Source organism: Pseudomonas sp. TE12234 (assembly GCF_054061835.1).
Genome location: NZ_JBSSEP010000004.1, coordinates 248,066 through 267,769, shown reverse-complemented (window position 1 = coordinate 267,769; position 19,704 = coordinate 248,066). Strand labels below are relative to the sequence as shown.

The following is a 19,704-nucleotide window of genomic DNA, read 5'->3' as shown; positions in this document are numbered from 1 at the left end:
ATCACGGGCCTCGCTGTGGATGCTCACAGGGAATAATTCTCGACAACTGCGTTGAGCAATCCGCATGCCATAAAAATTCTGTTTATTTTTCAGCCAGTTACGATTTTCAGTTGATAGCTCGGGGGATAATTCCCCACTTATTCCCCACTTTTTCGCCGGGGCCACCCTGCCCCAATGTTGGGGAAAACCACCCCACGGCTTTCGCTCACAGTGGGGCATCCGCCGACAAGCCCTGCAGACGCCGGTACTGGCGCAGCACGCTGGGCACATAACGCTGGGTTTCGGCAAACGGCGGGATCACGCCGCCTCGGCTGAGCACGGCTTGCGGCCCGGCGTTGTAAGCGGCCACGGCGAGGGCGATGTCGTTGTCGAACAGGGTCATCAACCGCTTGAGATAACGGGCACCGCCCTGGATGTTGGCCTTGGGGTCGTAGACGTCGGTCACGCCCATCTCGCGGGCCGTGTCTGGCATCAACTGCATCAGGCCACCGGCCCCCTTGGCTGACACCGCACTGGGGTTGTAGGCCGACTCGGTCTTGATCACCGCGTGCAACAGCGCCGCCGGCAATTGGTTGGCCGTGGCCGCCGCCGACACCAGCTCGGCGTAGGGTTGCGCGGCGATCATCTGCGGCTGTTGATCGAGGCTGACCACCGCCGCGGCAGGCTCATGGATGACCCGTTCATAGTGCCGACCGGGACGGTGGACGTTGGACAGGACGAAGTTGCCCTTGGCATCCGTGGACACGAACACATCAGCTTGAGCGACGCCCGCCAGCAGCAGGCAGCCGAGCATTCCCGTGGTGAGAGTTTTCATGGTTCCACCTCCCCTGCCCGGCCCCGAAAATTGGGGGTTATGCCCCAATGGCCAGTCGTGAATCAGGCATACGCAAGCACTGTGCCGAAAGCGCAGAAGCCCGTGGCACGCGGGGTACAGGAGGATGCCAAGGCCTTCGCCGGCCCTTTGCATGGCAATTGCATAAGGCGTTGTTGCGACCCTTCTGCCGACTGTGTGAGGTCATCATGAATCAGCGTCTGTGTTTCGCCCCGCGTACCCAACGCGGCTTCACCCTGCTCGAATTGTTGGTGGTGCTGGTGGTGCTCGGGTTGTTGGCCGGCATCGTCGCGCCGAAATACTTTGCGCAACTGGGCCGTTCCGAAGTGAAAGTGGCCAAGGCGCAAATAGAAGGACTGGGCAAGGCCCTGGACCTGTATCGCCTCGAAGTCGGCCATTACCCATCGACCGAACAGGGCTTGCAGGCGTTGGTCACCGCGCCCAGTGATGAACCCCACTGGACCGGTCCTTACTTGCAGAAAAAGCTGCCGCAGGACCCGTGGGGCCGTAACTACACCTACCGCTACCCTGGCGAAAACGGCGAGTACGACCTGCTGTCCCTGGGCAAGGACGGGCAACCCGGCGGCGAAGGCGAGAACGCTGAAATCACCAGTTGGCAGTGACGGAAATGGCCACCATGCGATTTCATCTCAAAGCCGTCGGCAAGGCCGGCGTGGTTTCCATGACCGTCGAGGCGCCGGGTCACAGCGAGGCGCGGCGCATCGCCGAAGACCAGGGCCTGCGGGTGGTCAGCCTGCACGCCGAACGTCATTGGCGGGCGCTGCGTTTGAAGCAGCGCGAGACGTTCAACCTGGTGTTGTTCAGCCAGGAGCTGACCACCTTGCTCAATGCCGGCCTGCCATTGATCGATGCCCTGGAAAGCCTGGCGGAAAAAGAAACCGCGCCCCAGGCCCGCAAGACCCTGAGCGAGCTGGTGCGCCTGCTCTATGAAGGCAAATCGTTTTCCCAGGCCTTGGCCCAGTTGTCGGCGGTGTTCCCGCCGCTGTACGTGGCCCTGGTGCAGTCCAGCGAGAAGACCGGTGCCGTGGGCGAAGCCCTGGGCCGCTATGTCAGCTATCGCCAACGCATGGACGAGGTTCGCCAGAAGATCATCAGTGCGTCGATCTACCCCATGCTGTTGCTGGTGGTGGGCGGTGGCGTGGTGCTGTTTCTGATGGGCTATGTGGTGCCGCGCTTCAGCCTCGTGTTCGAGGGGCTGGGGTCGAACCTGCCGTGGCTGTCACAGATCCTGATGAGCAGCGGCCTGTTCCTGCACGCCCACCAGGGCGAGTTCTTCGCTGCCTTGCTGGCCATCATCGTCACCCTGGTGCTGCTCAAGCGCCAACCGGCCTTTCGTCGGGGCGTGGACCGCTTGATCGAAAAACTCCCGGCAGTACACCAGCGCATTTTCATGTACGAACTGGCGCGCTTCTACCGCTCCCTGGGGATCCTCTTGCAAGGCGGCATTCCCCTGGTCACCGCCATGGGCATGGTCCGGGGCCTGCTCACCGTGGCCTCGCGCACACGGCTGGACCAGGCCTGCGAACGGGTACGCGAGGGGCAATCGCTGTCGACGGCACTGGAGCTCAATCAACTGGTGACCCCGGTGTCCCTGCGCCTGCTGCGTGCCGGTGAACAGTCCGGCAACCTCGGGCAGATGATGGAGCGCAGCGCCGACTTCTACGACGAAGAAATCAGCCGCTGGATCGAATGGTTCGTGCGCTTGTTCGAACCCTTGCTGATGACCTTCATCGGCCTGTTGATCGGGGTGATCGTGATCCTGATGTACATCCCCATTTTCGAGCTGGCCTCCAGCATTCATTGAGCCCTGGCAGCGGGACTGGCAGCGCGATGAGCCCTGTATCGACGCTGCAAATGAATAAAGCCGGACGTTGAGGTGTTTATCGACGGTTCCTGCTGAATAAAGCAATGCGTTGCATTGTTTATCAACGTTCCACCTGAAGAAGACGGAGATCGATATGCACATGAACAAGCTCATGCTGGCGGTTGCTATTGGCGCAGTTCTGTCGGCGTCTACCGTACTGATTCCGGACAACCTGTCCGGGGTTTCGAGTGCTCACGCAAAAGAAGGGGGCAGTGGTGGAGGGGGTGGCGGCCATGGTGGTGGTGGCGGCGGTAGTGGCGGCGGCGGCGGCGGTGGCGGTGGCGGTGGCGGTGGCGGTGGCGGTGGCGGCCATGGTGGTGGCGGCGGTAGTGGCGGTGGTGGAAATGGCGGAGGTGGCGGAGGTGGCCACGGTGGAAGTGGCAGCAACAGCGGCAGCGACCATGGCTCGGGCCACAGCGGCAGCACAGCGTCCTCCAACTCGGGACGCGACAGCACTCATGCAGAACCGGGTGATGACCACGGGGTTCATCGTAGCGGCGAGTTAGGCGACGACCACGGGGTTCATCGTAGCGGCGAGATAGGCGACGACCACGGGGTCCATCGCGCTGGCGAAATCGGGGATGATCACGGCGTTCACGCCAATGGTGAAGTGGGTGACGATCGCGGCGTGCATGTGGGTGGCGAAGCAGGCGATGACAAACGGACCTGACATTTACTCATCAACACAGGATCTGTATGAGCGGGCTTGTCGGGGCGCCGCATCGCAGCGAAAGCGGTGGGTCAGGCACCATCGATGCTGGATGTGCCGGCCCCATCGCGGGCAAGCCACGCTCCCACAGTTTTAGGGGCGGTCACACATTTGGTGTATGCCCCAAATCCCCTGCGGGAGCTGGCTTGCCGGGGCGCCGCATCGCAGCGAACGCGGGGTGTCAGGCGCCCTCCCTGTTGAAGGGGCTGTCCCCATTACTCTGATCCAGCCGCTCGCGCAAAAACTCGATCAACGCCTGCACCGGTCGCGATGACTGGCGGTGTTGCGGGTAGACCGCCGACAGCGTCAGCGGCTCGGGTCGAAACTCATCCAGCACCGGCACCAGCCGCCCGTCCTTCAATGCCGAACCGACAATGAACGTCGGCAGGTACGTAATGCCCATTCCCGCAATCGCTGCGTCCTTGAGCAACTCGCCGTTGTTGACCCGCATGCGCCCGGTGACGTTGACGGCCAGCGGCTTGCCCTGCCCTGCGAAACGCCATTGCACCTGGCGGCCGTGGCCGTAAGGCAGGCAGTCATGGTTGTGCAGGTCTTCGGGTTTGAGTGGCGTGCCGCGCTCGCTCAGGTAGGCCGGGCTGGCGCAATACACGCGCTGGATGGAAGCGATGCGCCGCGCGATCAGCGTCGAGTCTTCAAGAATGCCGATGCGCAGCGCCAGGTCGTAGCCTTCGCCCAGCAAGTCCACCGGCCGGTCGCTCAAATCCACTTCCACCGTGACCTCGCGATAGCGCTGCAAAAAAACCGGCAACAAGCACCCCAGATGGGCCAGGGCAAAGGACAGCGGCGCGCTGACGCGAAGGGTGCCGCGCGGTTCGGTGGTCTGGCCGGCGATGCCCTGCTCCACTTGCTCGACCTCGCCCAGCAAGCGCAGGGCCGACTCGTAATAACTCTGCCCCAGGGGCGTGACGTCCAGTCGCCGGGTCGAACGATTGAGCAATCGCACGCCGAGGCGCTCTTCAAGTTGCATCAAGCGCCGACTGACAAATTGCTTGGAGAGTCCCAGTTGATCGGCAGCGGCCGTAAAGCTGCCGGAGTCCATCACCTGGCAAAAAATACGCATATCTTCGAAGGGGTTCATTGTCACGTCCCGGTTGACAGTTAAACACTTTATAGCGGCTTTTTCCCGTTTCGGCACCCTATTAATCTGTGCTCACGGTGTTGCCGAGGCCTGAATCACCCGGCCATCCGCAACCTGAAACCAGGTACATAACGTCCAAGCACTTAAAAGGATTTGCCATGAACATCGTCAAGAAAACCCTGACCGCCTCCCTCCTCGCCCTGTCCATCGGCAATGCATTCGCCGCGGGCAGCCCCGGTGTCGAACACAACACCCAGGCCTTCCTCGAAGCCCTTGCTGCCGGTGGTGGCAAACCGCTGGAGCAACTGAGCCCGAAAGACGCCCGTGCGGTGCTGACCGGCGCCCAGGCCTCGGTGAAAGTGGACCTGTCCGGTGTCGAGGTGAGCGACCGGGCGATCAAGGTCGATGGCCAGACCCTCAACCTCAAAGTCGTGCGTCCGGCCAATATAAAAGGTGAGTTGCCCGTGTTCATGTTCTTCCACGGTGGCGGTTGGGTATTGGGCGACTTCCCGACACACCAGCGGCTGATTCGCGATCTGGTGGTGGGTTCCGGTGCCGTTGCGGTGTATGTCGACTACACACCCTCGCCTGAAGCGCATTACCCGACCGCGATCAACCAGGCCTACGCCGCGACCCGTTGGGTGGCCGAGCACGGCAAGGAGATCGGCGTCGATGGCCAGCGCCTGGGCGTGGCCGGCAACAGCGTCGGCGGCAACATGGCCGCGGTCGTTGCCTTGATGGCCAAGGAACAGAAAACCCCGGCACTGCGCTTCCAGTTGTTGATGTGGCCGGTGACCAACGCGCAGTTCGACACGGGCTCCTACCAGCAATTTGCCGAGGGCCACTTCCTGACCAAGGGCATGATGCAGTGGTTCTGGGACAACTACACCTCCGACAAGGCCGAGCGTGCGCAGACCCACGCCTCGCCGCTCAAGGCCACCGCCGAACAGCTTAAAGGCCTGCCCGCTGCCCTGGTGCAGACGGCCGAGTTCGACGTCTTGCGCGATGAAGGCGAAGCCTATGCCCGTCACCTCGACGCGGCGGGCGTGCCGGTCACGGCGGTGCGCTACAACGGCATGATCCATGACTTCGGCCTGTTGAATCCGCTGAGCCGGATTCCGGAAGTCCAGGCAGCGGTGCGCCAGGCAGCACTGGAGCTCAAGACACACCTGAACTGAGTCCTGTAGAAAGCCTGCCTTCGGGCAGGCTTTTTTCGGTCCGCCCTTTTTAAATGGAGTTTGCCCATGTCCTTTCTCCTGGCTCACCTGCTGTCCTGGAGCGCCCTGTTGCTGGTGATCGACGCGCTGCTCTGGCAGCTCGCACCGTTCAAGCACCGCGTCACCCGGATCGGCTGGCGCACCGGCCTGTTCCTGGCCTTCAGCACGCTCATCATCAATGCGGGGATCAGCCCGTTGCAGGCACCGGTGTTCGCCGATGATCGCGTGGCGCAACTGGGGGCCACGGCCCTGGGGATTCTCTGGTGGCTGTACGCGGCGCGGGTGCTCACCGAAGTCATTGGCCTGGTGCTGATGCGGCGCATCGGCCACAGCGGCCGGCTGTTGCAGGATGTGATCGGCGCACTGGTGTTTCTGGCCGCGATCGTTGCGGCGGCAGGCTACGTGCTGGAGCTGCCGGTCAAGGGGCTGCTGGCGACTTCCGGGGTCGTCGCTATCGTAGTCGGCCTGGCGTTGCAGAGCACCTTGAGCGATGTGTTTTCCGGCATCGTGCTCAACACTACCAAGCCGTATCAGGTGGACGACTGGATCTCGATCGACGGCGTCGAGGGCAAGGTGCTGGACATCGACTGGCGCGCCACCCACCTGCTCACGAGCGCCGGCAGTACCGCCGTGGTGCCGAACTCGGTGGCGGCCAAGGCGAAGATCGTCAACCTCAGTCGCCCGAGCAACATGCACGGGGTGTCGATCAGCATTCAGGTACCCAACCACATTCGTCCGCGCCGAGTCCTCGATGCCCTGGACCGCACGCTTCAGGGCAGCAGCAGCCTGCTCTTGAACCCGGCGCCCAAAGCGGTGTTGAAAGAAGCTGGCGAAACCCTGTCCGAGTACGTGGCCAGCGGTTTCATCGCCGATCTGGGCAAAAAAAGCGAAGTGCGTAATCAATTGTTCGACCTGGCCCATCGTCACCTGGAAGCGGCCGGCATTTCCCGGCAACTCGATGGGGTGATCGAGCCTTCGACGCGGGCGCGAGCCTTGCTCGACGAGGTGAAGATTTTCCGCTCGCTGAGTGAAGACGAACGCGATCAATTGGCGCAGTCCATGACCGCGCAACAGTACTCTGCGGGCCAGGTGGTATTGGGGCTGGGCGAAGTGCCCGACAGCCTGTTCGTGATTGCCACCGGCGTCGTCAGTGCTTCGGTGCCCGACGGCGCCGGTCAAACCGAAGCCGGCCGGATGGGGCCGAGTGAAGTCATGGGCGAACAAAGCATCCTCGCCGACACCCCCTCGCAAGCGACGTTCACCACCCTGACCTCGTGCATCATTTATCGCCTCGACAAATCCCTCACCCGCCACTGCATGGAGCAGCGCAGCGAAGTCGGCCAGGCCCTGAACAAGCTGCAAGCCGTTCGGGAGCAGAACAGCCGGCTGGCGTTGATGAGCAAACCGGTACCGATCAAGAAAGGTGGCTTTCTCGGCTGGTTGCAAAAACGCTAAGGCAAAAATGCCCGCCGTTGCGGGTAATGTTTTCCTGTAGGAGCGAGCCTGCTCGCGATGGACTTGAGAGCGCCGCGTTTAGTCAGTAAACACGCGTTATCGTTGACGACCATCGCAAGCAGGCTTGCTCCTACAGAACAACATCACGCCAACAGGCGAGCATTTCGCGGTGTCAGTGAGCCAGCTTATTTGGCAGTGAACTTGGTATAACTGTTGATCAGGTTGCGGTAGTTCGGCAGGCGGTTCGACAGCAGATTCGCCAGGCCTTCCATGTCGTTGCGCCAGTCGCCCTGCAGTTCACAGGCCACGGCGAACCAGTTCAGCAGGTGCGCACCGGCAGCCGACATGCGCGCCCACGCTGCTTGTTGCACGGTGGTGTTGAAGGTACCGGACGAGTCGGTGACGACGAACACTTCATAGCCTTCGGCGATGGCCGACAGGGTCGGGAACGCCACGCAAACATCCGTCACTACACCGGCAATGATCAATTGCTTGCGACCAGTGGCCTTCACGGCTTTGACAAAATCCTCGTTGTCCCAGGCGTTGATCTGGCCAGGACGGGCAATGAAGGGCGCATCCGGGAATTGCTCTTTCAGTTCAGGCACGATCGGGCCATTGGGGCCGCTGTCGAAACTGGTGGTGAGGATGGTCGGCAGGTTGAAGAACTTGGCGATGTCACCCAGGGCCAGCACGTTGTTCTTGAACTCGTTGGGCGAGAAATCCTGCACCAGCGAGATCAGGCCGGTCTGGTGGTCGACCAGCAGTACGACAGCGTCATCTTTGTTCAGACGTTTGTAAGGAACATTGCTCATAAGAAACTCCTTGGTGGATGGATATTGCAGATCGCGCCGGGTCGTCGGGCCGGCGCTTTTTTATATTCGTCAGAAGGCAAAGCACGAGCAGCCGAAGGCGCCCCAGAAACCGGCGAAGTCACTGACCGGCGCGTTCGACAGTCGCGCACGCTCGTGGCTGTGGGAATGCACCGCGCACGGTCCGCTGCACTGGTGAACCTGCGCCTGCAGTGGCGAGTTAGGCCGCCAGTGCCCGGGCACTTTCACCACCGGCGACCAGTCCGGCAGCACCGGCACACTGGCCGGCCCGAGTTTTTCGAAATCGCCGGCGGCGTACACCACCTTGCCGCCGACCACGGTCAGCACCGACTCGATCCACTTGATCGCTTCTTCATCGACACTGAAAAAGTCCGCGCTCAATGCCGCCACGTCGGCCAATTGCCCGACCTTGATCTGGCCCTTCTTGCCCTGTTCGGACGAGAACCAGGCGCTGCCATGGGTGAACAGTTCCAGGGCGGTCTGGCGCGACAGGCCTTCGGCATGCAGTTCCATGCCGCCGACGGTGCGGCCGCTGACCATCCAGTACAGCGAAGTCCAGGGGTTGTAGCTCGATACCCGCGTCGCATCGGTGCCGGCGCCCACCGGCACACCTTCGGCCAGCATGCGTTTGATCGGCGGCGTGGCTTCGGCGGCTTTGGCGCCGTAACGCTCGACAAAATATTCGCCCTGGAACGCCATGCGATCCTGAATCGCGATGCCGCCACCCAGCGCCCTCACCCGCTCGATGTTCTGCGGGGTGATGGTTTCGGCGTGATCGAAAAACCAGGGCAAACCATTGAACGGGATGTCGCGGTTGACCTTCTCGAACACGTCGAGCATGCGGCTGATGGATTCGTTGTAGGTGGCGTGCAGGCGGAACGGCCAGCGCTGCTCGACCAGATGGCGCACCACCGGCTCCAGTTCGTCTTCCATGGTTTGCGGCAGGTCCGGGCGCGGCTCAAGGAAGTCCTCGAAATCCGCCGCCGAGAACACCAGCATTTCCCCGGCGCCGTTGTGCCGCAGGTAATCGTCGCCCTGGTGCAGGGTCACGCTGCTGGTCCAGTTCTTGAAGTCGGTCAATTCTTCCTTGGGCTTCTGGGTGAACAGGTTGTAGGCGATGCGCACGGTCAGTTGCTCATCCTTGGCCAACTGCTCGATGACCTGGTAATCGTCCGGATAGTTCTGGAAACCACCCCCGGCATCGATGGCACTGGTCAGGCCCAGGCGATTGAGTTCACGCATGAACTGGCGGGTGGAGTTGACCTGATACTCCAGCGGCAGCTTCGGCCCCTTGGCCAGCGTCGAGTACAGAATCATCGCGTTGGGTCGCGCCACCAGCATGCCGGTCGGCTCGCCATTGGCATCCCGGACAATCTCGCCGCCTGGCGGGTTCGGGGTGTTGCGGGTATAACCGGCCACCCGCAGCGCCGCGCGGTTGAGCAAGGCGCGGTCATACAAATGCAGGACAAATACCGGGGTGTCGGGCGCGGCCTGGTTCAGTTCTTCGAGGGTCGGCATGCGCTTTTCAGCGAACTGGAATTCGTTCCAGCCCCCCACCACCCGCACCCACTGCGGCGTCGGCGTACGATCGGCCTGGTCCTTGAGCATGCGCAAGGCATCGGCCAGGGACGGCACGCCCTCCCAGCGCAGTTCGAGGTTGTAGTTCAGGCCGCCACGGATCAGGTGCAAGTGCGAGTCGTTGAGGCCCGGAATCACGCAGCGCCCCTTGAGGTCGATCACTTGCGTGGCCGAACCGCGCAGGGCCATGGCCTGGGCATCGCTGCCAACGGCGACGAAGCGGCCATCGCTGATGGCCACCGCGCTGGCAAGCGGCTTCTCACGGTCAACGGTATGAAATTGGCCATTGAACAGAATCAGATCGGCGTTCATCGCGTTTCCTTGGTCTGGGTGGATGAGGATAGCCAAGGCGCGAACAAACGCGTTGCCATTGGCATGAACAGGTACACCACCGACAGCACGATGGTCAGGGTGATCAGAAAGGTCGCGACCACGTAGTTGGAGAGCCAGGCATTGAGCTTCAACAGCGGCCCCCAGAGCAGCGGCACCAGCAAGGTGTGCGGCAGAATCACCAACAGCGTGACCACCGCCTGCTTCCAGCGCGGCGGTGGCGAGCCCGCCTCGGCCGGTGGGGCGAACCAGAATTCGTTCACCGGGTTGACTTCGGTCTGGTCGCCGTCGGCCAGCATCGGCGTGGCTTCGGCGATCAGTTCCTGACGCTGCGGCGAATCCAGCCAGCGCTGCATCGCCTCGGTGGAGCAAAACCGCAAGACGCAGGTGTAGGTGTCGAGGCCGGCGTTCTTGCCACGCACCACGTCCACCCCCAAGTGCCCGTCCCACTGCCCGGCCACTCGGACAATGTTGCGCAGCCAGGCTTCGTAAGGCACTTCAAACCCGGCCTTGACCCGGTGCTTGATGATCAGCGTCACGACCTCCTCGAAGCCGCGCACAGGTGTATCGAGCAAAGTGGATTCAGGCATAACGAAAGGCTCCGGAAAATCGATGGTTGAACGCCAGCGGCCCCGGCCCGGCGATGAGGATGCTGGTGAACAGAATCAACAACAGCCAGCCGAACTGGCCTTCGGCCAAGCTCCATTGCGGATGCACGATCAGCAACGCCACCAGCAGCACAAATAGAATAGGCAGGCAGGCCAGACGCACCAGCACCCCGGCGATGATCAGCAACGGACACAGCACTTCGGCAAAAATCGCCAGCATCAGCGTGAGATTCGCCCCCAGGTGAAACGGGTCTTCGATCCGCTGCAACTCGACAGCGTAGTCGAGCAACTTCGGCAATCCATGCACCCACAACAGGAACAACCCGGCGCTGACCCGCAAGAAAAGCAGCCCGACGTCCCGAGCCCGTTCATCCCAACGCGAAACAATCATGGCCGCCCCGCACAATTGAAAAACGACCGGCGTCGAAGCGCCGGAACTTGATGCGATAGTGACGGGGCCTGGGTGGGAAAAATTGGATGTACGTGCTCTTTTGTGGCCAGAGGCGACATAGGCGCGTGTTGGAGTGGGGTTGATCGCGACAGGCCTTCGAGACTTGCGACGATTTCGAGTCCGCCTTCGACGGCGAGCCAGCGCCATCAGGGGTTGGGGCAACCGTGGAAATTTTGGTCGGCTATGAGGCCGCCATCGTCAACGATGACGCGGGTTGTCTGAATGCCCGCGTTGCCCGGACGTTCATCGCGAGCAGGCTCGCTCCTACGGTGGATTGAGTACAGCGCAAATGAATGGTCGGCTGTCAGGCCGCCTTCGCGCTATATCGAAGTGCGGCAGGCTTGGGTCTAGGGTATCCACATCGGCAATGACGATACCGGCAGCCAGAGCCCCTGTAGGAGCGAGCCTGCTCGCTCCTACAGAAAAGCACAGCAGCGCCCCCCACCCGCTCTTCACCACTCATCAGGCCGAGCGTTAGCTCGCCTGCAGCTTTTGATCTACCCGCCCCTTCGGGAGGCTGAGTGGAGGTGTGCATCCGGGGAGTGGCGCGCAGCGCCGTTCGACGCAGTCGAACACGCTGCATGTAGGTCGTCGCGAAGCAGACCGGAGGGCAGTGTCCCCGGATGGATACCGCAGCGAAGGGACGCCGAGCCTAAGCGAGGGGCCGGACGCCGGGGCGAGCCTTTTTGGGTACTTTTTGCTGGGCCGGCACTCCGGCGTTTGAAAAAAGTGCCTCGCCGTAAGGGCGAAACCCTAAGCCGCCGTTACCGCAGCAACGGATAAATACACAGTCAACAACACACAGGTCGGCTGTCAGGCCGCCATCGCTGCGATGCCGACAAGCCAGCGCCTACAGTGGATCAGACGCAACCACGATCAAGCCGGAACCGGCAACGGCACCGACATGAACTGACTGATCCGCGAACGCAACCAGCGCTCCGCCGGATCATTGTCATGCACCCCGCTCCAGGCCATCGACAGTTGCGCCGCATCGATAGGAAACGGTGGGTCTTCGGCCCGCAAGCCACAGCCTTCCACCAATGCACAAGCCGCATAGTCCGGCACGGTGGCGATCATCTCGGTACCGGCGAGCAACGCGCGCAAACCACTGAACTGCGGCACTCCCAACACTACCCGGCGGGTACGTCCGAGCTTGGCCAGGTCCAGATCGATATTGCCGCTCAGGTCCCCGGAAAACGACACCATGGCATGGGGCCGCTCACAATATTCATCCAGGGTCAGGGTCCCCGGCCGCTTGTCGCCACGCAGCACTTTGCAGGGAATGTCGCGCAGTTTCTTGCGCTTGGCATTGGCCGGCAGGTCCGTGGTGTAGCTCACGCCCACGGAGATTTCCCCCGACGCCAGCAACGCCGGCATCAACAGGTAATTGGCCCGGCGCACGACCACGACAATGCCAGGCGCCTCTTCCTGCAACTGGCGCAACAGCGGCGGGAACAAGCCGAACTCGGCATCGTCCGACAGGCCGATACGAAACACATCGCAACTGGTCGTGGGGTCAAATTCCTTGGCCCGGCTGACCGCCCCGGAGATGGTGTCCATCGCCGGTTGCAGCTCCTTGAGAATTGCCAGCGCCCGCGCGGTCGGCTCCATGCCACGGCCATTGCGCAACAACAGCGGGTCATCGAACAGGTCGCGCAACCGTCCCAGGGCAGCACTCACCGCCGGCTGGCCCATGAACAGTTTTTCCGCTACGCGGGTGAGGTTTTTTTCGAACATCAAGGCTTCGAAAATCACCAGCAGATTCATGTCTACACGGCGCAGATCGTTGCGGTTCATGGGCACGGTTCCCTTGTGTATGTGTTGAGCCAGGCGCGAAGGCAATGATTGTCTCTGACTTTACTCAAAACCGCCCGCTTCGCGCAGGAGGAATTAACAACGTTTAACTCGTCAGCCACAGGGCCGCGCCCAAGAATGAAAACCTCTGCGCAGAGCTGTTTTTCTTCCAGAGGGAAGGCACTGGCAAACAAACCGTTTGCCAGTGCCTTCCCACCGACACGGACATTGGACATGGCTCACTCACAGCAAACCCTCGCCCGCGCCCCGCTCAGCGAACCGTGCAACACCAGCAGTGGCGGCCTCAGCCCACAACGCGAACGGCTGGTGAAACAATTGATCCTCGATCGCCTCGGCGACAGCCTGGAAGTCAGCGAACTGGCCCGGGCCTGCGCCCTCTCGCGCAGTCATTTCTCCCGTGCGTTCAAATGCAGCACCGGCCATTCGCCCCAGGAATGGATTCGCCAACAGCGCATCGCCCGGGCCAAGCTGTTGATTCAGCATACGGACCTGAGCCTCACGCAAATCAGCCTCGAATGCGGCTTTTGCGATCAGGCGCACTTCTGCCACATGTTCACCCGCAGCGAAGGCATCAATCCGTTTGCCTGGCGTTGTCGGGTGGTACGCGCCGTTCACCACCTGTCCCTGTAGGAACCCGACTTGCCAGCGATGGCGATTTCATGATCGCCATCGCCGGCAAGCGGGGTTGCTGCAGGGTTGCTGTATTGCGTTGCAACCCTGCAGTGGTTGACCGGGACTCAACCCTTCAGAAAGGCCAGCAAATCGGCGTTCAGTTGATCCTTGTGGGTGTCCGTCAAGCCATGGGGTGCGCCGGGGTAGATCTTCAGCGTGGAACCTTTCACCAGACCGGCCGATGCGATGCCCGCCGCTTCGATCGGCACCACCTGATCGGCGTCGCCATGCACCACCAGGGTCGGCACGTCGAACTTCTTCAAATCCTCGGTGAAGTCGGTTTCCGAAAACGCCTTGATGCAGTCGTAGGCGTTCTTGTGGCCGGCGGTCATGCCCTGCATCCAGAACCAGTCGATCATGCCTTGGGATGGCTTGGCATCAGGTTTGTTGAAGCCGAAGAACGGACCGCTGGCGAGGTCCTTGTAGAGTTGCGAGCGGTCTGCCAGTGAGGCCTGACGAATACCGTCGAACACTTCAATCGGCAGCCCACCGGGGTTGGCCGCCGTCTTGAGCATCAGCGGCGGCACCGAGGAGATCAGCCCGGCCTTGGCCACCCGGTCGGTGCCATGACGACCGATATAGCGCGCCACTTCGCCACCACCGGTGGAGAAGCCGAACAGCACGGCATCGCTTAAATCCAGGTGTTCGATCAGTTGCGCCAGGTCATCAGCGTAGGTGTCCATGTCGTTGCCGAACCATGGCTGGCTGGAACGGCCATGCCCTCGGCGATCGTGGGCGATGACGCGGTAGCCCTTGGACGCCAGGAAGATCATTTGCGATTCCCAGCTGTCGGCATTCAGCGGCCAACCGTGGCTGAAGACTATCGGCTGACCGGTGCCCCAGTCCTTGTAGTAAATCTCGGTGCCGTCGCGGGTGGTGAACGTGCTCATAAGGCGTGCTCCTTTACGTGGGGTTTGGGGTGAATCAATGGGATGGACGTGCCATGCGCTCGGCCAGCCGCGCCACTCGCTCACCCAGGTGGGCGGCGGTGCAGCGGTCTTCAGGGGGCGGCGCCAGGTCGGGGGACTGTTCGACATTCGACTGGGCCATGGCGCCCAGCGAGCTGCCCAGCCGGTTCAGTTGCCCGTCGAACACGCCCGTGCCGGAGCGAGCGGGCAACAGGTCGAGGCCGACCCAGATCATCGAATGCTGGGCGGCGAACACGGCCATCTGAAGCAAGGTGTTGAGTTTGTCGCCGCACAGGCAGCCGGAATTGGTGAAGCCGGCGGCCAGCTTGTCGCGCCACGGCTGCGCCAGGTAAAACGCGGCCGTGGCTTCCATGAAGCCCTTGAAGGCCGCAGAGGCGCTGCCCATGTAGGTCGGGGCGCCGAAAATGATCGCGTCAGCCTGGTGCAAGTGCTCCCAGTACTCGTCGACTTCTTCGACCGCAATCAGCCGGCAGGTGCTGCCCAGGTGCCGCTCCACCCCTTGAGCCACGGCTTCGGCCATGACCCGGGTGTGCCCGTAGCCGCTGTGATAGACCACGACCACCTTGCTCATTGCGGTGTCCTCCAGACAGGCAAAATCCATGTAGGCCTTACCGCAGGCTGCGCTAGATTTTTGCAGCTAAAATCTACGGTTCGCAGTCGACGACAACGCTCACAGGGTGAGAGTTTTGGGTGTAGAGCGGACCCAGGACGAGTTAAACGTTGTTAATTTTTCCTGGCGCGCCAAAAGCCTCGACCGCACCGTTGTCTGCCTCGCGCCCAATCAGCACGGGACCGGACGATGGGCTGGTGAAAACAGCGGTCGATACTGGCACCGTGCAGTCACCCAAATCGTGCATTGCGTTCGGGAAATAACCTGATAAACATGTTCGAAAGCCGCGTACTAGACGGATGCAATCAGGAGTGAACGTTGACCCTTTCCCCCGAACAGGCGGTCCAATTCGGCCCCTACAGGATCTACCCCGGACAACGCCTGGTGATGGAGGCCGACCGCCCCCTGCGCCTGGGCCGGCGGGCCATGGACATCCTGTTGATCCTGCTGGAGCACGCCGGGAATGTGGTCAGCAAGCAACACCTGATGACCGAGATCTGGCCCGACAGCGTGGTGGAAGAAATCAACCTGCGGGTGCACATGGCCGCCCTGCGCAAGGCGCTGGGCGACGGTCAGGCCGGTCAGCGCTATATCGTCACCGTGGCCCAGCGCGGCTACAGCTTTGTCGCGCCGTTTTCGCTGGAGCATATCGAGCCCGACCGGCCAGGCGAGCCGGTGGAATCGGGCAGCCATAACCTGCCGCTTCGCCGCACCCGCATGATCGGCCGGCAAGCCCTGGTCGACAGTCTGATGACACACCTGCCGCGCCAGCGTTTCATCACCCTGGTCGGCCCCGGCGGGATCGGCAAGACCACCGTGGCCCTGCGGGTCGCCGAACAGTTGATCGGTCGCTACCGGGACGGGATTCGCCTGCTGGACCTGGCGCCGATCAACGATCCGTCAATGATCACCGGTCACCTGGCGACGCTGCTTGAGCTGTCCCTGCATGATGCAGAACCCTTGAACAACCTCGCCACCTTCCTGCGCGAACGCCAGATGCTGCTGGTCATCGACAATTGCGAACACCTGATCGACAGCGTGGCACTGCTGTGTGAAAGCCTGCTGCGTGGCGCGCCGCAACTGCACATCCTGGCCACCAGCCGCGAGTGCCTGCGGGCCGAAGGCGAATTCGTTCAGCGCCTGGACTCCCTGGACTGCCCTCCTCCCATCGCCGTGCTGGACCGCACCCAGGCCCTGACCTTCTCGGCGCTGCAACTGTTCGTCGAACGGGCCATGGCCAGCCATGACAGCTTCGAACTGACCGATGCCGAACTGCCCGTGGTCATCGATATCTGCCGTCGCCTCGATGGCATCCCGCTGGCGCTGGAACTGGCGGCCGCGCAAGTCGCCAGCCTCGGTCTCGACGGTTTGCTCAGGCAACTGCAAGGCAGCTTTCGCTTGCTCACCTCGCACAACCAGAGTCCCCTGGGCCGGCATCAGACCCTGCGTGCCACCCTGGACTGGAGCTTCGACCTGCTCAGTGCCTGCGAACAGACCTGCCTGCGCCGTCTCGGGGTGTTCCGTGGCGGCTTTACCCTGGCGTCGGCCGCGGCGGTGATCGCCGGCGAACAGGTGGAGCCGCGCGAGGTGTTTGGCTCGATCACGCAACTGGTGGCCAAATCCCTGCTGAACGTGGACGTCGGTGACGAAGAGGTGTTCTACCGCCTGCTCGACACCACGCGCCGCTATGCCCTGGAGAAACTCGAACAGGCCGGCGAATTGCCCGCCACCCGCGAACGCCATGCCGAACGCTGCCTGGCCTTGATGCATCAGGCGCAAAACGACTGGGAGCTGATCCCCACCGGCCTGTGGATCGAGCGCTATGCCCGAGGCCTGGAAGACATTCGCTCGGCGCTCGATTGGGGATTGTCGGCCCAGGGACCGCACGCCCTGGCAATCCGCCTGACCGCGACCTCGACGCCTCTGTGGCAGGAGCTGTCGCTGCTCAAGGAGCACGGCGGGTACGTGCGCCGGGCGCTGGCCTTGCTCGATGCCGCGCCCGAGCCCTGCCCGCGCTTGAAGATGTCCCTGAAACTGGCCTTGGGCAGCGCCTGTTATCACGCTCAGGGCGGCACGCCGGAAACCATCGAGGCCTTCGTCAGCGCCCGGGCCCTGGCCAGGCAGTGCAACGATGTGGCCGGGCAACTGCGTGCGGTATCCGGGTACCTGGCAGTCAATCTCAGTTGCGGCAACTATCAAATGGCCCTGGAGCAGAGCCAGCAATTCGACCGCCTGGGGCTGAATGGCGATGCGCTGCTGGACCTCAGCACCCATCGCCTGCGAGTGCTGGCCCTGCACTTTGCCGGGGATCAGCAACGGGCACGGGTGAATGCCGAAGAGGTGATCCAGCGCATGGCCCACAGCGGCCATCTCAACCGCTTCACCCATGGTTTTGGCGTGCAATACGACCAGAGCGTTGCCGCCCTGACCATCCTCGCGCGCATCCTCTGGATCCAGGGCCAACCGGAACAGGCCTGGCGCACCGCCCGACAGGCGCTGGACATTGCGCTGCAAATCAATCACGGCACGTCCATCTGCTACACCCTGGCGCTGTCGGGTTGCCTGATCGCCCACTACAACGGCGACAGCCGCACGGCCTGCGAGCTCCTGCACCTGTTGCTGGACCAGGCGCAAAAACACTCGGTGCATCTGTTCCATTCCTGGGCTCAGCACTATGCACGGGTCATCCATCGTGCCGATGCGCCGGCGTTGTCAGGCCCGGGCGCGGGGTTGATCAAGGAAATCATGGTCACGCTGGACAGCACGTTCATCGACGACGATTTGCTGCAACGCGCCGACACCGGCGCGGCGGGCTGGAGCACGGCGGAGATTCTGCGGGCCCGGGCCGACTCGCTGCTGGCAGCCGATGGTCCGGAGAGTAACGACGCGGCCGAGAGCGTGCTGATCAGGGCGCTCAATGTCGCGAAGCATCAGGGGGCCCTGGCCTGGGAATTGCGCAGCGCCACTTCGCTGGCGCGGCTTTGGCAGCGTCAGGGACGCTACCGGCAAGCCCATGAGCTGCTGGCGCCGATCTACCAGCGCTTTACCGAAGGCCATGCCACGCCGGACCTGATCGCTGTTGAGCGTCTACTCGGCGAGTTGCAGGAACACTTGTCGGCCTGATGGCGGGCGTACCTGGGCGATGTAAGTGGCGTAACGCCTTTCGAAGGTGCACAAGGCGCCACTGAGTTCGAGTTTCTCCAGTGCGTAGCGGCGGGTGGTGTTGAGAAAGCGGTAGCGCGTCAGGCCATTGACCTGTTCGCGCGACAGCAGCGATTTGAGCGCCAGGCCTTCCATCACGTGGCGCAGGTGGGCGGGCAACAAGGTTGCGCAACTGACCACGCCCATCGCCGCTTCCAGGGTGAACGCCGACTTGAACACCGCCAGACGCTGCAGCACGATTTGCTCCACGGGGCTGAGCCGCTCATAACTCCAGTCGAGGGCAGCCTTGAGGGTCTGATGACGCGGCACCGCAGTGCGTCGCCCCTGGGTCAGCAGTTGAAAACAGTTATCCAGCTGGGCTTGCAGCCCCACCAACGCCAGCGCATCAATCTGCGCCGCCGCCAGCTCTATCGCCAGGGGCAAGCCGTCGAGGCGCCGACAGATGTCGCGTACCGCCTTGAGGTCCTGTTCGCGCAGGGCAAAGCCTTGTTGGCGGGCTCGGGCACAGCTGACGAACAGTTGGACCGCCGAATAGCCCATGACCTCGGCGACACTGCCTAGCGCCGATGCTTTCGGGACCAAGAGCGGTGGCAACAGCAGGATCGATTCGCCCGTGGCCAGCAGCGGCTCGCGGCTGGTGGCAAGAATCGACAATCGGGGTGCCGCGATGAGCAGCGCTTCGACCAGTGTCCGGCAACGCTCAAGCAGGTGCTCGCAGTTGTCGAGGACCAGCAGTGCATGCCATTGCCCCAGTGCATCGAGGTCGGTACCGGTCTCCAGCTCCAGGGTGCGCGTCAGATGATCGACCACTTGCGCCGGGTCATCGATCAACGCCAGATCCACCCGCCACACCCCGTCACGGTAATGCTCCAGGAGCAATTCGGCGACCCGCACGGCGACGGTGGTCTTGCCGATGCCGCAGGGCCCAACCAGGGTCATAAAGCGTCGTACCGGCAACTGCCGTACCAGACTGCCGACCACTGCATCGCGACCGGTGACCGGTGTCAGGCGCGCGGGCAGGTTGTGCTGGGGTTTATGCAGGTTTTCGAAGGCGACGGACGCGGTCGCCGCGACCTGTTGCACCGGGGCGACAAAGCTGTAACCGCGCTGGGGAATGTTGACGATGTAGGAGCGACCGTTCTGCCCGTCACAAAAAGCCCGGCGCAGCGCGGCGATGTGCACGCGCAGGTTGATTTCCTCGACCACCGACCTTGGCCAGACCTGAGCGATCAGCTCGTCTTTGCTGACCACCGAGCCGGCGTGTTCGACCAGCACCTGCAATATATCCAGGGCCCGTCCGCCCAGGCGCAACGGCCGATCGCCTTCCACGACCAGGCGCTGATTCAGATGGAACGCGAAGGGGCCGAAGTGCAGCACCGAGTCGCCATTGATATCTCTGAGGCTATTCATACATCTTCACCTGCTGGAAACCTGCTCGGCACGCGAGTCCATCCAGGCTCCGTACCTTCCTTGCAATGAGTTCAGAGGTATCTTGGCAGGCCTCGATGACGGTACAACTGCC

17 protein-coding genes are annotated in these 19,704 nt (G+C 62.5%); 7 read left to right on the top strand and 10 right to left on the bottom strand.

All coding sequences use genetic code 11. The features are described from left to right. Positions 1–205: 205 nt before the first annotated feature. Positions 206–814: a lytic transglycosylase domain-containing protein gene (locus ACVWYU_RS09460; RefSeq protein WP_390955385.1), complete on the bottom strand. Its 609-nt coding sequence runs from the start codon at positions 812–814 to the stop codon at positions 206–208. 206 nt (positions 815–1,020) lie between these two features. Between ACVWYU_RS09460 and gspG the strand changes: the two genes are divergently transcribed. The 3 genes from gspG (at position 1,021) to ACVWYU_RS09445 (ending at position 3,387) form a co-directional block, all read left to right on the top strand. Then, positions 1,021–1,455 carry a type II secretion system major pseudopilin GspG gene (gene gspG / locus ACVWYU_RS09455; protein WP_457372552.1) on the top strand — a complete coding sequence of 145 codons (435 nt, stop codon included), beginning with the start codon at positions 1,021–1,023 and terminating at the stop codon, positions 1,453–1,455. A 14-nt stretch (positions 1,456–1,469) separates the two neighbouring features. Next, positions 1,470–2,657: a type II secretion system F family protein gene (locus tag ACVWYU_RS09450; protein ID WP_247254258.1), complete on the top strand. Its 1,188-nt coding sequence runs from the start codon at positions 1,470–1,472 to the stop codon at positions 2,655–2,657. 154 nt (positions 2,658–2,811) lie between these two features. Continuing rightward, positions 2,812–3,387, top strand: coding sequence for a hypothetical protein (locus ACVWYU_RS09445; RefSeq protein WP_457372551.1), 576 nt, complete (start codon positions 2,812–2,814; stop codon positions 3,385–3,387). Positions 3,388–3,607: 220 nt separating this feature from the next. On the opposite strand, the gene ACVWYU_RS09440 is transcribed toward ACVWYU_RS09445, so the two are convergent. Continuing rightward, positions 3,608–4,525, bottom strand: a complete 918-nt coding sequence (locus ACVWYU_RS09440; protein ID WP_090319205.1) for a LysR family transcriptional regulator — start codon at positions 4,523–4,525, stop codon at positions 3,608–3,610. 158 nt (positions 4,526–4,683) lie between these two features. Between ACVWYU_RS09440 and ACVWYU_RS09435 the strand changes: the two genes are divergently transcribed. Continuing rightward, the gene (locus ACVWYU_RS09435) at positions 4,684–5,703 is read left to right on the top strand and encodes an alpha/beta hydrolase (protein WP_457372550.1); all 1,020 of its coding nucleotides are present in this window, start codon (positions 4,684–4,686) and stop codon (positions 5,701–5,703) included. 66 nt (positions 5,704–5,769) lie between these two features. Then, on the top strand, positions 5,770–7,197 hold the full coding sequence (locus ACVWYU_RS09430; RefSeq protein WP_457372549.1) for a mechanosensitive ion channel domain-containing protein: 1,428 nt from the start codon (positions 5,770–5,772) through the stop codon (positions 7,195–7,197). A gap of 185 nt (positions 7,198–7,382) precedes the next feature. On the opposite strand, the gene ycaC is transcribed toward ACVWYU_RS09430, so the two are convergent. From ycaC to ACVWYU_RS09405, 5 genes are all read right to left on the bottom strand, one after another. Then, the gene (gene ycaC / locus ACVWYU_RS09425) at positions 7,383–8,009 is read right to left on the bottom strand and encodes an isochorismate family cysteine hydrolase YcaC (RefSeq protein ID WP_047530725.1); all 627 of its coding nucleotides are present in this window, start codon (positions 8,007–8,009) and stop codon (positions 7,383–7,385) included. Between the two features lie 69 nt (positions 8,010–8,078). Then, positions 8,079–9,917: an amidohydrolase gene (locus ACVWYU_RS09420; RefSeq protein ID WP_247254253.1), complete on the bottom strand. Its 1,839-nt coding sequence runs from the start codon at positions 9,915–9,917 to the stop codon at positions 8,079–8,081. After that, the gene (locus tag ACVWYU_RS09415; protein ID WP_090319194.1) at positions 9,914–10,525 is read right to left on the bottom strand and encodes an antibiotic biosynthesis monooxygenase; all 612 of its coding nucleotides are present in this window, start codon (positions 10,523–10,525) and stop codon (positions 9,914–9,916) included. The genes ACVWYU_RS09420 and ACVWYU_RS09415 overlap by 4 nt, the downstream gene beginning before the upstream one ends. Beyond that, the gene (locus ACVWYU_RS09410) at positions 10,518–10,934 is read right to left on the bottom strand and encodes a DoxX family protein (RefSeq protein ID WP_090319191.1); all 417 of its coding nucleotides are present in this window, start codon (positions 10,932–10,934) and stop codon (positions 10,518–10,520) included. The genes ACVWYU_RS09415 and ACVWYU_RS09410 overlap by 8 nt, the downstream gene beginning before the upstream one ends. A gap of 936 nt (positions 10,935–11,870) precedes the next feature. After that, positions 11,871–12,791 (bottom strand): LysR family transcriptional regulator, encoded by a 921-nt coding sequence (locus tag ACVWYU_RS09405; RefSeq protein WP_390955378.1) that lies wholly within the window; start codon positions 12,789–12,791, stop codon positions 11,871–11,873. Positions 12,792–13,022: 231 nt separating this feature from the next. Between ACVWYU_RS09405 and ACVWYU_RS09400 the strand changes: the two genes are divergently transcribed. Beyond that, positions 13,023–13,439 carry a helix-turn-helix domain-containing protein gene (locus tag ACVWYU_RS09400; RefSeq protein WP_090319185.1) on the top strand — a complete coding sequence of 139 codons (417 nt, stop codon included), beginning with the start codon at positions 13,023–13,025 and terminating at the stop codon, positions 13,437–13,439. Between the two features lie 107 nt (positions 13,440–13,546). Here the strand turns inward: ACVWYU_RS09400 and ACVWYU_RS09395 are convergent, their stop codons facing one another. Both ACVWYU_RS09395 and ACVWYU_RS09390 read right to left on the bottom strand, forming a co-directional pair. Then, positions 13,547–14,371: an alpha/beta fold hydrolase gene (locus ACVWYU_RS09395; protein WP_090319182.1), complete on the bottom strand. Its 825-nt coding sequence runs from the start codon at positions 14,369–14,371 to the stop codon at positions 13,547–13,549. Positions 14,372–14,405: 34 nt separating this feature from the next. Next, the gene (locus ACVWYU_RS09390; protein ID WP_090319179.1) at positions 14,406–14,981 is read right to left on the bottom strand and encodes a flavodoxin family protein; all 576 of its coding nucleotides are present in this window, start codon (positions 14,979–14,981) and stop codon (positions 14,406–14,408) included. Positions 14,982–15,338: 357 nt separating this feature from the next. Between ACVWYU_RS09390 and ACVWYU_RS09385 the strand changes: the two genes are divergently transcribed. Further along, positions 15,339–18,143, top strand: coding sequence for an ATP-binding protein (locus ACVWYU_RS09385; protein WP_457372548.1), 2,805 nt, complete (start codon positions 15,339–15,341; stop codon positions 18,141–18,143). On the opposite strand, the gene ACVWYU_RS09380 is transcribed toward ACVWYU_RS09385, so the two are convergent. Then, positions 18,108–19,592, bottom strand: a complete 1,485-nt coding sequence (locus tag ACVWYU_RS09380) for an ATP-binding protein (protein ID WP_457372547.1) — start codon at positions 19,590–19,592, stop codon at positions 18,108–18,110. The genes ACVWYU_RS09385 and ACVWYU_RS09380 overlap by 36 nt on opposite strands. Positions 19,593–19,704: the final 112 nt, after the last annotated feature.

Excerpts from the sequence above, each read along its gene's own strand:
- ACVWYU_RS09460 (WP_390955385.1), bottom strand. The coding sequence starts at position 814 with ATGAAAACTCTCACCACGGGAATGCTCGGCTGCCTGCTGCTGGCGGGC.
- ACVWYU_RS09440 (WP_090319205.1), bottom strand. The coding sequence starts at position 4,525 with ATGAACCCCTTCGAAGATATGCGTATTTTTTGCCAGGTGATGGACTCC.
- ACVWYU_RS09445 (WP_457372551.1), top strand. The coding sequence starts at position 2,812 with ATGCACATGAACAAGCTCATGCTGGCGGTTGCTATTGGCGCAGTTCTG.
- ACVWYU_RS09415 (WP_090319194.1), bottom strand. The coding sequence starts at position 10,525 with ATGCCTGAATCCACTTTGCTCGATACACCTGTGCGCGGCTTCGAGGAG.
- ACVWYU_RS09395 (WP_090319182.1), bottom strand. The coding sequence starts at position 14,371 with ATGAGCACGTTCACCACCCGCGACGGCACCGAGATTTACTACAAGGAC.
- ACVWYU_RS09400 (WP_090319185.1), top strand. The coding sequence starts at position 13,023 with ATGGCTCACTCACAGCAAACCCTCGCCCGCGCCCCGCTCAGCGAACCG.
- gspG (WP_457372552.1), top strand. The coding sequence starts at position 1,021 with ATGAATCAGCGTCTGTGTTTCGCCCCGCGTACCCAACGCGGCTTCACC.
- ycaC (WP_047530725.1), bottom strand. The coding sequence starts at position 8,009 with ATGAGCAATGTTCCTTACAAACGTCTGAACAAAGATGACGCTGTCGTA.
- ACVWYU_RS09380 (WP_457372547.1), bottom strand. The coding sequence starts at position 19,592 with ATGAATAGCCTCAGAGATATCAATGGCGACTCGGTGCTGCACTTCGGC.
- ACVWYU_RS09420 (WP_247254253.1), bottom strand. The coding sequence starts at position 9,917 with ATGAACGCCGATCTGATTCTGTTCAATGGCCAATTTCATACCGTTGAC.
- ACVWYU_RS09405 (WP_390955378.1), bottom strand. The coding sequence starts at position 12,791 with ATGAACCGCAACGATCTGCGCCGTGTAGACATGAATCTGCTGGTGATT.
- ACVWYU_RS09435 (WP_457372550.1), top strand. The coding sequence starts at position 4,684 with ATGAACATCGTCAAGAAAACCCTGACCGCCTCCCTCCTCGCCCTGTCC.
- ACVWYU_RS09450 (WP_247254258.1), top strand. The coding sequence starts at position 1,470 with ATGCGATTTCATCTCAAAGCCGTCGGCAAGGCCGGCGTGGTTTCCATG.
- ACVWYU_RS09430 (WP_457372549.1), top strand. The coding sequence starts at position 5,770 with ATGTCCTTTCTCCTGGCTCACCTGCTGTCCTGGAGCGCCCTGTTGCTG.
- ACVWYU_RS09390 (WP_090319179.1), bottom strand. The coding sequence starts at position 14,981 with ATGAGCAAGGTGGTCGTGGTCTATCACAGCGGCTACGGGCACACCCGG.
- ACVWYU_RS09410 (WP_090319191.1), bottom strand. The coding sequence starts at position 10,934 with ATGATTGTTTCGCGTTGGGATGAACGGGCTCGGGACGTCGGGCTGCTT.